Here is a 12,564-nt window from a genome sequence, read left to right on the forward strand (position 1 = left end):
GCCCTTTTTTATTGCTTAGCCAATCTGCCACGCGTCACGCCAGACTTGCAGGTGCTCGGTGTCGAGCATCCAGCGCTGCGCCACTTTCAGCCTGGATTCGTCGCCCTTGCGCGCGCAGGCCTCCAGGTCGGTGATGTGCGCTTCGATAGCGTCGATCCAGCTTGCCTTGTCATCGCTGACGCGGGTAACGGGCAGGTCGCAGTCATTCAGGAATTCACTGCAGATCACGGGGAAGCCGCACGCTGCGTGATGCAACAGTGCAGTCGGGCTCTTGCTGCGGTTGATCAGATGCGGCACGGCCGGAACCAGCGCCAGGTCCAGATCCAGACCCGCGAGCAGGCCGGGGAACAGCGAATCTTCGACCGGCGCATGCAGTTCATGGATGTACGGGCGCAGCCAGCGCGGGCAGGGGCCCATGATGACCCATTCGACCTTGTCGGCAAGCGCCTTGATGACGTTGGCGATCAGGAGCAGGTCAGCTATGTCCCCTGCGTTGCCCACCCAGCCAACCCGCGGCCTGGAGCCGACACCGCGACGGCTTTGCAGGCTGAGCCAGGTTTCCGGAGCGAGGCGTGTCTCGATGACGCGCACATCCGGATGAGCGTCGTGCAGCAGTTCGGCCAGTGCTTCGGTGGGAACGGTGACCCGGTCCACCCGCTGCAGACCCGAGCGCAACGACGCCTGGATCGCTTCGAAAGGCGCGGCGGTCTTATCGACGTCTGCGAATGCCGGGTATTGGTGAAGGTCGTAAACCACGAACGCCGTGGTGTGGTCTTTGATAGAGGCAATGGCTCTGACTTCGCTTTCGCTCAGCGGCTTCTGAAACACTGCGGTATCCGGGCTCAGCCGCGCGAACTCGGGCAGAAACAGCGGCTGGTGGCAGACCACGCTGTCGGCGATCGAGTGATCCGCCAAGGCTTGCGCCGCTTTGGCCAGACGATTACCGTCCGGCGAGCGATCGGCTGGCTGGACCAGCAGGACCGGCAAAGGTCGATGGCCAAGCGGACGCCAGCTCAACTCGGTGACCGGTTGCGTGACAAAAGCTCGGGCGGTCTGCAACGATAGATTCTTGTTGTAGGCCGGATCCCAGGCCATGAAATGCAGCCATTTGTACGAAAGGGCTCGACTCGCGAACTCATCGTTGACTGGCGCGCCCGCAGGATGGGCGCTGTTACGCGCCACGGTCACATGCGGCGTCCAGACCACAAGATGACCGCTTTCACGCGCTTTGAGGCACAGATCGACGTCAGCCAAATGGCTGTGGAACAGCTGTTCGTCGAGCCCCTGCAAGTCGGCAAACACAGATTGGCGCACCATCAGGCAGGCGCCACTGACAGCACTGAAATTCTGATCCGTCACCATGCGCTGCATATAGCCGCCCGGCGTACCCGCATCTTCGGACGAAATAGCCGTCGCCGTGCCGTCGAGGCCAAGGATCAGCCCGCCGTGCTGGTTTCCGGTTGCCCGGGAAACCAGCTTGCAGCCGACGACTCCGACTTCCGGACGCAGCGCATGGTTGAGCAGACCGTCCAGCCAGTCGCTGTGCAGGATCGCGCTATCGTTGGCCAGCATCAACAGATACTCGCCGCGCGCCTGCGTCGCCGACCGGTTGTACAGCGCGGACGAGCTGAGCGTCTGATCGTGACGCACTACGCGAATCTTGTCCGACTGCATCGATTCGACGTCCGCCAGCCACTGCAGCATCTCGGGCGTCTGGCTGTTGTTGTCGCAAATAAGGATTTCGTACTGCGGGTAGCCGGTGTTTTCCAGGATGCTTTCGACGCACGGCAACACCGTGTCGAGCTGATCCTGCACAGCCAGCAGAATCGACACCAGCGGCTGCGCGGCGTGGCCGTAGACGACACGGTACTGACCCGGTGCGGTCGACTGCAGCTCGCTATCCGGGTAGCCACGGACCTGAAGGTGGCGGCGTATGGTACTTGCCTCGTCGAAATTGTCGCGCGCCGTGGGCAGAGCCGCGACGGCCAACGGCTCTGACGAGTGCGCAAATTCGGTGAAGTGGTCGTCTTCGACCATTCGCAGGATCAGGTCCAGTTCAAGAGCGTCGGCATGGCGAGGATCGAAACCGCCAGTCTCCAGCACCGCCTGACGATTGAACAGCCAGTGGCGGCTGGACGCGGCAGGGCAGGACAGCAAGTAGTCGATGTTGAACTCGGGGCGCCAAGAGAGCGTCGCGCCATCCTGGGCATGCAGCTCGACCTCGTCGCCGAACACCGCGCAGGCATTCGGTGCTTCGATCAGTTTCATGACCGCGCTGATCAGCCCGCTCCGGGTGAACGTCGTGCCGGCATCGACCAGCAGCCACCAGGAGTGCTCGTTGTCCCGCATCAGCCCGTTGATTACCTCTGCGCGGTCGTGTGCAGTCGCCGCCAGCCAAGGCAACTGGGATTGGAGGGGGCTCAGCGCTTCGGCGTCGTAGTCGGCGAGGATGAACACCTTGAGTTTGTGCAGCAGCGTTTCTACTGATGCCAGGCTCTGCAGCGTGGTCAGCACCGCTTCCGGATTGTTGTCAAAGTCGCTTAGAACGATGGCCAGCGCAGGGCCGCCGTCGTTGCTTTCCAAGTGCTGACGCAGCAGTTCATGTTGAGCCGGGGACAGCGTGCGTTTGCCCAGCCACGTCGCCACTTCGGTGTTGCGCACGGTCGCTGCGGTTCGACGATCAAAGTAGGCGCGCAGATCAAAAACCTGGACATTGTTGCGTCTGGTCAGCGGAGCAATCCGGACCGTGCCGTTCAGCTCTGCTGGCCGCAGCCACTGGAACTCGCGGGTAAACCGGAAATAGTTCGCGTGGCCTTCGCGGGCCACTGACGGATTGGCGCGCAGAGCTTCGCTGCTCTGTTGATCAGACACGCGAAAGTACGACAGGGGCCTGGCGAGCATGGCCAGGTCGCCTTGACGCAGCAGCTTGAGGTACATCGCCATGTCGCCCAGTCCGCAGATCACCACGCCTCCGAGCGACATGATTTCGTCGCCGAACGCCAGCAGGTCAGCGCGGCGGCACATGACCGAGGTTGGCTCGCCGATGAAGTTGATCGGGTGCTGGGCAACGAAAGAAGCCACCTCGGGGCCATTGAGCACCACATTGCCGGAAAACGGATAGCGGGTTGCCAGGTTGTCCTGCAGCCATTGGCCTTCATCGTTGACCAGCTTGCGAGCGGCCGAGACCAGTTTCAGGTCGGGGCTGTCGTGCAGCACGTCGAACAGCAAGCGTACGCAGTCGGGCACAATCAGGTCGTCGTCGTACAGAAACTTGATGTACTCACCTTTGGCCTCGCGGACCCCGCGAGCGATGTTCAGCGCTTCGCCAAGCGCCTGGGGATTGCGCAGGTAACGGATCGGCCAGCGACTGCCAACGGCCAGCTTGTCGACGATGTGCTTGATCGACTCATCCTTGCAGTCGTCGCATACGACGATTTCAACGGCGTCGTGATTCTGGCGCAAGGCACTGGCCAGCGCTGCTTCGAAGAAGGCGGGTTTGTAGGCGGGGATGACAATACTGACCAAGCGTGAAGAGCTCATCAGAGTACCTTGTAAAAAAGCGAAGAAAATGGCCTGCCTTTGCGGCATGCCACTGCAAACGGGAGAGCGGCGTCGCTCATCACTTGCGGCCTATGTACAGAACCGACTGTTCGGTGATGCCATGCCGCTTGAACGTGCCGGCACCGAACGCACCGGTGCCTAGTGCGTCGACGTCAAAGCCGCCTGCTTCAAGGCGTTTGACGAAATCATGCTTGGCGTACATGCGCACATGATCGCCCTGGCCGAAGCGGGCCCAGCGCTCATCCTCGCTCTTTTCGTCCGGGTCCTCGTCAGTCTCGTCGATGGTCAGCAGAACAGGCACCATCAGGATCGCGCTACCGCCTTTGGCCAGGACGCGATACAGCTCCGCGATGGCCCGTGAGTCGTCGGTTACATGCTCAAGTACATGGGAACACACGATGAAATCGAAAGACTCGTCGGCGTAGATATTCATGTCCATGATGTCCACCACATCGTCCGCCAGCGGTGAAAACAGGTCGGCGGAGCGGTAGACAGCGTTGGGCAATTCGCGCAGGAACCGCGACAGCACAACCGCCGGAGCGATATCCAGAATGCGCAGCGGCTTGTCTTCCGGCCAGTTCATCAGCCGGGTCGCATAGAGCGCATAGAGCCGGTCGCGGTCCGAAGCCACGCACTCCGGGCAACTGTACTGACCGACGTTCAGGGTCTCGAAGTCGTCGACCGAATAGAACACATTCAGGCGATGGGCTATTTCCAGATGACCGCGGGCCAGTGGATAAAAGTTGGAAAAGCGGGAAGAGCAGACCGGGCAAGTTCGCATTCTATTTCTCGTTACTGGCGGCGACGATGACATCCATGACCCTGTCGAAGTCCTCGTCAGTGAGGCTGTCGAAAATGGGCAGGCAGAGAATCTGGCTGGACAGCTCGGAGGCCACGGCAAGGCGACCGGGCTTTGCCGAGTCCAGGCCCCGGTACATCGGAAAGGTGGAAATCAGCGGATAGAAGTAGCGGCGGACCAGAATGTCGCGCTCGCGAAACCGCGCATACAGCGCGTCGCGGCTCAGCGGAAAATCCGCTTTGATCAGCACCGGGAAGTACGAATAGTTGTGGCGGTCGGTGGCCTCCCAGATGATATCGATACCGGCCACCGACGCCAGCGCGTCGCGGTAGCGTGCGTCGATGCGCCTGCGCTTCTCCAGTGCCTGATCGATGTGCTGCAGCTGCAACAGGCCGAATGCCGCGTTGATCTCGCTCATCTTGCCGTTGATGCCAGGCGCGACCACCGTCACCTCATCGGCGAAGCCGAAGTTCTTCAGGTAGTCGATACGCTGCTTGGTCTTGGCGTCAGGGCTGACGATCGCGCCGCCCTCGAAGGTATTGAACACTTTGGTAGCGTGAAAGCTGAGTACCGACAGGTCGCCGTGGCGTAGCAGGCTCTGACCGCGGTGCTGCACGCCGAATGCGTGGGCTGCGTCATAGATCACCTTGAGGCCGTAGCGGTCCGCGATCTGCTGGATACGGTCGACATCACAGGGAATGCCGTAGCAATGCACCGGCATGATGGCCGTGGTCGCAGGCGTTATCGCCTCTTCTATGCGCTCCGGATCGAGGTTGTAGGTGTGAGGATCGATGTCGACGAAAACCGGCGTCAGGCCGTTCCACAGCAGTGAGTGAGCAGTTGCCACGAACGAGTAGGGCGTGGTGATGACTTCGCCTTTGACTCGCAGCGCCTGGATGGCGGTCATCAGGGCCAGCGTACCGTTGGAAAACAGCGAGAGGTGCTCGACGCCCAGATACCTCGCCAGTTGCGCTTCGAGCTGCTGATGGAACGGCCCGCCGTTGGTAAGCTGACTGCTTTCCCAGATCTGCTCAAGGTACGGGACGAAGTCCGCAAGCGGCGGCAGCAGAGGGCGCGTGACTGGGATCGTTTTGCTCATGGTTTCTCTCTGCTGCCTGTGGGGTCCGTACCGCAAGGTCATCCGTGCGACGCTTGAGCTCCAGCGGTGCCCTCGACATAAAAATGGCAGGCATGGAGTCCTGGAAGGGCAAAGCAAAAAGTCGGCCAACATCCATTTGGGTGGTTTTGCGCCCCGACCGGTCACGGATCGGCAAACTGTGAGGGATCACGCTTGAAATTCCGAACGCCCGGTGCGTATTTTGTACGCACTGCCGCGCTGCGGCCTGCCTGCTTACGAAGGATCGAACCATGACCAGCCTTGACCCTCATTTTCTTGCCCAGCGCTTGTCGGGCGTCGATCAGGTGGAGTGCGTGACGCCCGACCTCAACGGCGTGCCGCGCGGCAAGGTGATGACCGCAGAAGGGTTTCTCGAAGGTCGGCGTTTGCAGCTGGCGCGTGGGGTTCTGTTGCAATGCATCATGGGCGGATACCCGCCTTCACACTATTACGGCAGTGACGACGGCGACATCGCGATGGTCGTCGACCCCGAGCAGATTCATCGTCTGCCCTGGAGCGAACCGCCACGGGCCTTGGCAATCTGTGACGCTCAGGAACTGGACGGCGCGTTCTGCGGCCTGTCCACCCGCGCCCGGCTCAAGGCGGTGATCAAGCGCTATGCCGAGCGCGGTCTGGCGCCGGTGGTAGCGACCGAGCTTGAGTTCTTCGTGTTCGCGCCCAATCCCGATCCCTGTGTGCCTTTTTCGCCTCCGGTAGGTATCGACGGGCGAGCGGAGCAGGGATATTCGGCGTTCAGTATCAGTTCCAATAACGGCCTGCGACCGTTTTTCAACGAGGTGTACGCCGGCATGACCGCTCTGGGTCTGCCGCGCGATACCTTCATGCATGAGATGGGCGTCAGCCAGTTCGAGATCAATCTGTTGCATGGCGACGCGCTGCTGCTGGCCGACCAGACCCTGTTGTTCAAGCATCTGCTCAAGGAAGTTGCGCTCAAGCACGGCCTGAATGTGGTGTGCATGGCCAAGCCGCTGGCGCATACGCCGGGCAGTTCGATGCACATCCATCAAAGCGTGGTGGATACGGAGTCAGGCCAGAACGTATTCAGCGACGAGGCCGGCGAACCAACCGAGACCTTCCGTCATTTCATCGGCGGTCAGCAGGCCTGCATGGCGGATTTCACCGCGCTGTTCGCGCCCAACGTCAATTCCTACCAGCGCCTTTATCACCCGTTTGCCTCGCCCAACAACGCCTGCTGGTCGCTGGATAACCGCGCCGCCGGGCTGCGCATTCCGGCGAGCGCGCCAAATGCCCGGCGCGTCGAAAACCGGCTGCCCGGTGCCGATGCCAACCCGTATCTCGCCATTGCCGCCAGCCTGGCTGCGGGGCTTTACGGTATCGAGCGCGGTCTGGAACCCGGCGCTCCGATGCAGGGTGAGCTGGAAATCCCGGCCGATCTTGCCTTGCCTTCCACATTGCATGCCGCGCTGGATCGTCTGAAGCACAGCGAGGTGGCCAAGGAACTGTTCGGGCATGAGTTCATCGAAGGTTACATCGCGTCCAAGACCCTGGAACTGACCAGTTTCTTCGATGAAATCACTCCATGGGAGCGGCGCGTGTTGGCCACGCAGGTCTAGGCTCCGGTCCGCAATCCCATGAACCGCCGTTTTGGCCCTGCCCGGTTGGGCACGCCATATTTTTGGAAAGTCGATGCGCCAAATCTGGAAATCCTTTCGAGCGTTGTATTTCGCTTCGCTGATGATGCTGATCGGCTCTGGCTTATTGAGCACTTACCTGGCGCTGCGCCTGGCTGCCGACCAGGTCGACAGCTTGTGGGTGGGTGCCTTGATGGCCGCCAACTATTGCGGTCTGGTGCTGGGCGGGAAGATCGGCCACCGACTGATTGGCCGGGTCGGCCACATCAGGGCTTACGCCACCTGTGCCGGTATCGTCGGCGCGGCAGTGCTCGGCCATGGCCTGGTCAGCTGGCTGCCGGCGTGGCTGATTCTGCGGACCATCGTCGGGCTGGGCATGATGTGTCAGTACATGGTCATCGAAAGCTGGCTGAACGAGCAGGCGGCTGCCAACCAGCGCGGCATGGTGTTCAGCGGCTACATGATTGCGTCGTACCTTGGGCTGGTGCTCGGGCAGCTGGTGCTGGTGGTTCATCCGGGGCTTGGCCCGGAATTACTGATGCTGGTGGCGCTGTGTTTCGCGCTGTGTCTGGTGCCGGTCGCGCTGACGCGCAGCATCCACCCCGCGCCGTTGCATCCCGCACCGCTGGAACCAAGATTCTTCATGCAGCGCGTGCCGCAGTCGCTGACAGCGGTACTGGGCGCGGGGGTAATCATGGGCGCGTTCTACGGCCTGGCGCCAGTATACGCCGCCGATCAGGGGCTGACGACCAAGCAGGTCGGTTTGTTCATGGGCTGCTGCATTCTGGCGGGGTTTGTCGTGCAATGGCCGCTGGGCCTGCTCTCGGACCGCTACGACCGGGCCATCCTGATGCGGATTTTCGCTGCCGCGCTGGTCGTCGCGTCGCTGCCTCTGGCAGTGCTGCCCGACGTGCCGGTGATCATGCTGTTCGCAGTCGGCTTTCTGGCGTCGTTGATGCAGTTCTGTCTTTATCCGCTGGCGGTCGCTTTCGCCAATGACCATGTGGAGGCAGAGCGGCGTGTGTCGCTGACGGCCATGCTACTGATGACCTACGGCATCGGCGCCAGCATCGGTCCGCTGGTGGCGGGCGTTGTCATGAAGGCATTGGGCGGTCACCTGCTGTATGCATTCATCTGTGGCACCGGCGTCATTCTTGTCCTGTTGATCCGCCCGAAAGCTGTCACCCACGAGCACCAGGTCGAGAACGCGCCGCTGCACCACATTGCCATGCCTGACAGCATGTCCAGCTCACCTCTGGTGGTGGCGCTCGACCCGCGCGTCGATGAGCAGGTGGTACAGGACCAGATGCAGACGACCGTCGAGACGCACAGTGAAGAGGTCGATGAAATGGCGGTGGATGCGCCATTGGCCGAGCATGAGGAAGAGACAAGGCCAGCTTGAGAGCACGGCGTCGTACCTGTAGGAGCGCCTTGCCCGCGACTGCGTCTGCCGTGCTGCGGCCCTGTGGCAGCCAGCTTGCTGGCGATTGCTCTTGATCAGGCGGTGCAGAAGTATCGCTCGACCGACGCTATCGCCAGCAACCTGGCTCCCACAAGAACCGCAGCGTTGCACGAACTGTAGGAGCTGGCTTGCCTGCGATCTGCCGGGAACCGGCAGCAAGATGGTTCATGCGGTATAAACAGGGTCGCCAGGATTACTGCCGCTACGCGCCAGATCGTCGGATTGCCGCCCAGAGCAAGCAGATCGCCGCCCGGTCACTCCCACGCCCTGCGGGCAGAATCAAAAGCGGATTCGCGGGCACCAGGAGTTTCTGCCCAAGGGCGGTTTAGGGCTACCCCCCAAACATAGAATCTCCCACGGTCACGGACTGAACGCGACCGTCGTGTCTGCCCGCACAAGCCCGCTAATCAGAAATCGTCGTCTTTATCGAAACGGCGCGCTTCGCGTTGCAGCTGGTAGACGAAACGTTCGACCTGACGCTGTACCAGCCCGCTCATGTTGTGGAAGCGAATGCCGGCGAAGGTGGTGTTGAATCTTTCTTCGAAGTGCAGATGGCGGAGTTCGACCGGGGCGGTCATGGCGCCGAAAGGCAATTGAGCCACGAAACGTTCGTAGACCTGGCCCAGTTGCAGACGGTCCGAGACATCGCCTTCGAAACGCAGTTTGCAGCCGGTGGCGGAGATGTCCAGAAGCTTGCCGGACAGGGTGAACTTGACTCGGTCACCGCCGATCTCGACGTCAACCAGTTGCGCCAGTTTGAGGGCGGCGCGGAAGGCATTGCGGCGTTGATGGTAAACGACTTCGCGGGGGAGGGTGCCGCGATAGAGGCGCTGGCCGTCGATGTCGACGATGTCCATCGGCTCACTGCTTTCCCAGGCGATTCGTACACCGTCGTGAAAGCCTTCGACTCGAAAAGCTTCGCCGTTGGCCAGGAAACGTTCTCCGTCGCGGGGAATCATTTCGTCGAGAGCAAGCACGTTGCTGTCACGCTCGACTTCAACCAGGTAGCTCTGGAAGCGTTGGGAGCGCTCATGAAAGGTGATGATCAACGGATCGTGGCTTTCCATGAGCAACCGCAAGTTGGCGGCAATTTCCAAAGGTGTGTTCAGGACCTTTGGGGGCTGCGGAGCATCGTCCGCGCTTGAGCCATTCACTTTTTTCCATCTCCAGGCAAAATACTACGGCAACGCAACAACAGGCATTCTGCCACTACGCGAGAAACCTTGATACAGGAACTTACGCCTGACTGAGCGGACGAGGCTTCGCTCGGCCTGCGGTTGAGCCGCGGGCGTCATAGAGCGTCGGCGTATCGCCGCCGTTCAGGATTCGCAACTGGTGAGCAGTATTCACCTGTTGCAACTGGATCAGACTGCCATTCTGTTCGTTGATGGCCTGGCATTGCTCGATCAGCTCGCTCAGCTCATCGCTTGCCGCCAGCAGTTGTTCGCCTATATCCGACTGACTTGCCAGCAACTGAAGACCTTCGCGGTTCGCGGGCAGGCCGATACTGGCCAAGACCTGGCTGCGCTTGCGGCCTTGCTGTTCGAGCAGAATCACCAATGCGTGTTTCTGCGCCAGCACATGCTCCATCTCAAGCATGTCACGGCCATGCAGGACCACCGATTCGGCCTGCAGCAATTCGAGCAGGCGCCGGGCTGGAACCATGTCGTCGGTCATCATTTGAAGCAAAGTAGTGTCGTGCATCGCATGCTCTGGTTTTTCAAGCGTCCAGAAAGTCCAGCGCGAGCACAGGGCTAGCGTTGGGATTCAAAGTTAAGCATTTTGCTCGCAACACGCTTGCTGTCGACAACGTAGGTGCCGTCGGCAATCGCTTGTTTCAGCTCGGCTACGCGAGCGCTGTTGACGACTGGCAGATCGCCCAACTTTTCAGTGATGGTTTGCAACTTTTGAGCCTCACTGCTCAGGTGAACGGTCTCTCCGGTGCTTTTTACGTCTGCCGGGGTTTTGATGGTTGCTGGTGCATCAGTCTTGCCGGTTTCCTTGGTCGCACTGGTGCGCGACGTGCTACCGACGGACTGCGAATTGCTCAGGCGATTGAAGTCTAGGACCATGATGAAAAACCTCTAGGTGTTTGGACGCTTGCCTTGTTTTCGGCCACTCCCGAAATAACTTTAGGCACGAAATGATAAAGCGTCGCAAAGACGCCCGATCACCGTCGGACATACACCGCAGTCTAGAAAAATCGCACCTCGTGCGCCAGCACCATCGTCTTCACATAGAGACTTCCACCTGTCCAGGGCCGGTGATATTGGCTTTTATCACGCGGTTGGAGTTGAGGTTCTTCACCCGTATCTGTTCATTGAAAGCGCCGTCCGCCATGGCCTCGCCAGGCATGCGCACCGCCAGACTGCCGGTGCGCGCGATGATCACCACCTGATCGCCCTTGCGGACCATGGCCGGTTGTTCGAGCGCCACCGGCGTCAGGACCTGGTCGATGACCATTGGTCGGATAACCTTTTGGCCAACGGCTTGGTCGAGGGACGCCAAAAACCCCAGACCCAGCGTGCCAACATCACGTTCGCGCATCGCCACATCTTCAGCCATCACAATGGCGTCACGCTTGAGCGGACGTATTGCAGTGACCACATTTCGGTATAGCAAAACCTGTGCCGGAACGAACACGGACCACGGGGAAGAGCCTTCGCAGCGTACTTTGACCGAAACCCGACCGACCGGCCGGGGAGAATGCAGCTCAGCTGTCAAATCCTTGTCGCAGAATGCCATGCGTGTACGAGGGTCCAACTGCTTGACCTGAATTTCATAACGGCCTTCGATCTGGTTGCTGGCCAAATACTCTTCTACTGTGAACTCAAGAAACCCTTGAGTGACGCCGATAAGCTGTTCAGGCAGTGTGAAGTTCTCCGCACGGCTGAAACTGGTCGTGGTCGAAACACACAGCAACGCGATGGCGCACAGGGTTCTGCGGAGTGCTGATGCGATGTGTCGAAAAAATGTCGTAGTAGCGTTCATGACGTATACAGAGCAAGGCTCGTGCCGCTTACCAGATCTGGTGTGTGGAAAACGGTCGATTTAGGTAATGGGGGTCGGCATGGCAGGTGTAATGGATTCGGTGAACCAGCGAACTCAGCTGGTTGGACAGAATCGCCTGGAGCTGCTGTTGTTCCGTCTCGACGGCAAGCAGCTCTACGGGATCAACGTTTTCAAGGTTAAAGAAGTACTGCAGTGTCCCAAGCTGACCATCATGCCCAAGTCGAGCCCGATCGTGCGCGGCGTTGCGAATATTCGCGGCGGCACCATCCCGATCATGGACCTGGCGATGGCCACAGGCTCCAGAGGCATGATCTCGCTGGTGAACTCGTTCGTGATCATCACTGAGTACAACACCAAGGTTCAGGGTTTTCTGGTGCATTCGGTGGAACGCATCGTCAACATGAACTGGGAAGAGATTCATCCGCCACCCAAGGGAACCGGACGCGACCATTATCTGACCGCGGTGACGCGGGTCGATAACCAGCTGGTGGAAATCATCGACGTCGAGAAGATCCTCGCCGAGGTGGCGCCTATATCAGAAGAGGTGTCGCAAGGCGTGATCGACGAAGAGGTTCAGCACAAGGCCGTATCGTTGCGTGTACTGACAGTCGATGACTCGTCGGTGGCGCGCAAGCAGGTTAGCCGTTGTCTGGAAACCGTCGGTGTGGAAGTGGTGGCGTTGAACGACGGCCGACAGGCGCTGGAGTACCTGCGCAAGATGGCCGATGAGGGCAAGAAGCCCGAAGAAGAGTTTCTGATGATGATTTCCGACATTGAAATGCCGGAAATGGATGGCTATACCCTAACAGCTGCAATCCGGAATGATCCGCGCATGCAGAAATTGCACATCACCTTGCACACTTCGCTTTCCGGGGTGTTCAACCAGGCGATGGTAAAGAAAGTCGGTGCTGATGACTTCCTCGCAAAATTTCGACCCGATGACCTCGCGGCCAGGGTTGTAGCGCGGATCAAGGCGGCAGATATCAGCTAGGGGCTCCGC

General features: G+C 60.1%; 10 protein-coding genes. 3 read left to right on the forward strand and 7 right to left on the reverse strand.

Translation table 11 applies throughout. The features are described from left to right. Positions 1-15: 15 nt before the first annotated feature. The 3 genes from J3P77_RS07195 to vioA all read right to left on the reverse strand — a co-directional run bounded on the left by J3P77_RS07195 (position 16) and on the right by vioA (position 5,459). Positions 16-3,540 (reverse strand): glycosyltransferase, encoded by a 3,525-nt coding sequence (locus J3P77_RS07195; protein WP_434680685.1) that lies wholly within the window; start codon positions 3,538-3,540, stop codon positions 16-18. Between the two features lie 79 nt (positions 3,541-3,619). Continuing rightward, a complete protein-coding gene (locus J3P77_RS07200) occupies positions 3,620-4,342 on the reverse strand; it encodes a methyltransferase domain-containing protein (protein WP_434680687.1) in 723 nt (240 codons plus the stop codon). A gap of 1 nt (position 4,343) precedes the next feature. Beyond that, complete coding sequence (gene vioA, locus J3P77_RS07205) at positions 4,344-5,459, reverse strand: dTDP-4-amino-4,6-dideoxy-D-glucose aminotransferase VioA (RefSeq protein ID WP_434680689.1); 1,116 nt, start codon at positions 5,457-5,459, stop codon at positions 4,344-4,346. 371 nt (positions 5,460-5,830) lie between these two features. On the opposite strand from vioA, the gene J3P77_RS07210 reads away from it, so the two are divergent. Both J3P77_RS07210 and J3P77_RS07215 read left to right on the forward strand, forming a co-directional pair. Next, complete coding sequence (locus J3P77_RS07210) at positions 5,831-7,072, forward strand: glutamine synthetase family protein (RefSeq protein ID WP_434681916.1); 1,242 nt, start codon at positions 5,831-5,833, stop codon at positions 7,070-7,072. A gap of 73 nt (positions 7,073-7,145) precedes the next feature. Beyond that, positions 7,146-8,492 (forward strand): MFS transporter, encoded by a 1,347-nt coding sequence (locus J3P77_RS07215; RefSeq protein ID WP_434680690.1) that lies wholly within the window; start codon positions 7,146-7,148, stop codon positions 8,490-8,492. Between the two features lie 467 nt (positions 8,493-8,959). Here the strand turns inward: J3P77_RS07215 and J3P77_RS07220 are convergent, their stop codons facing one another. From J3P77_RS07220 to flgA, 4 genes are all read right to left on the reverse strand, one after another. Further along, on the reverse strand, positions 8,960-9,706 hold the full coding sequence (locus J3P77_RS07220) for a flagellar brake protein (protein ID WP_434680692.1): 747 nt from the start codon (positions 9,704-9,706) through the stop codon (positions 8,960-8,962). Between the two features lie 82 nt (positions 9,707-9,788). Then, positions 9,789-10,256, reverse strand: coding sequence for a flagella synthesis protein FlgN (locus tag J3P77_RS07225; RefSeq protein ID WP_434680694.1), 468 nt, complete (start codon positions 10,254-10,256; stop codon positions 9,789-9,791). A gap of 50 nt (positions 10,257-10,306) precedes the next feature. Beyond that, positions 10,307-10,624 carry a flagellar biosynthesis anti-sigma factor FlgM gene (gene flgM / locus J3P77_RS07230; protein ID WP_434680695.1) on the reverse strand — a complete coding sequence of 106 codons (318 nt, stop codon included), beginning with the start codon at positions 10,622-10,624 and terminating at the stop codon, positions 10,307-10,309. A 160-nt stretch (positions 10,625-10,784) separates the two neighbouring features. Next, positions 10,785-11,543 carry a flagellar basal body P-ring formation chaperone FlgA gene (flgA, locus tag J3P77_RS07235; protein ID WP_434680696.1) on the reverse strand — a complete coding sequence of 253 codons (759 nt, stop codon included), beginning with the start codon at positions 11,541-11,543 and terminating at the stop codon, positions 10,785-10,787. A gap of 79 nt (positions 11,544-11,622) precedes the next feature. On the opposite strand from flgA, the gene J3P77_RS07240 reads away from it, so the two are divergent. Beyond that, a complete protein-coding gene (locus J3P77_RS07240; protein ID WP_434680697.1) occupies positions 11,623-12,555 on the forward strand; it encodes a chemotaxis protein CheV in 933 nt (310 codons plus the stop codon). Positions 12,556-12,564: the final 9 nt, after the last annotated feature.

Source organism: Pseudomonas sp. R1-18, assembly GCF_051132095.1.
Taxonomy (GTDB): Bacteria; Pseudomonadota; Gammaproteobacteria; order Pseudomonadales; family Pseudomonadaceae; genus Aquipseudomonas.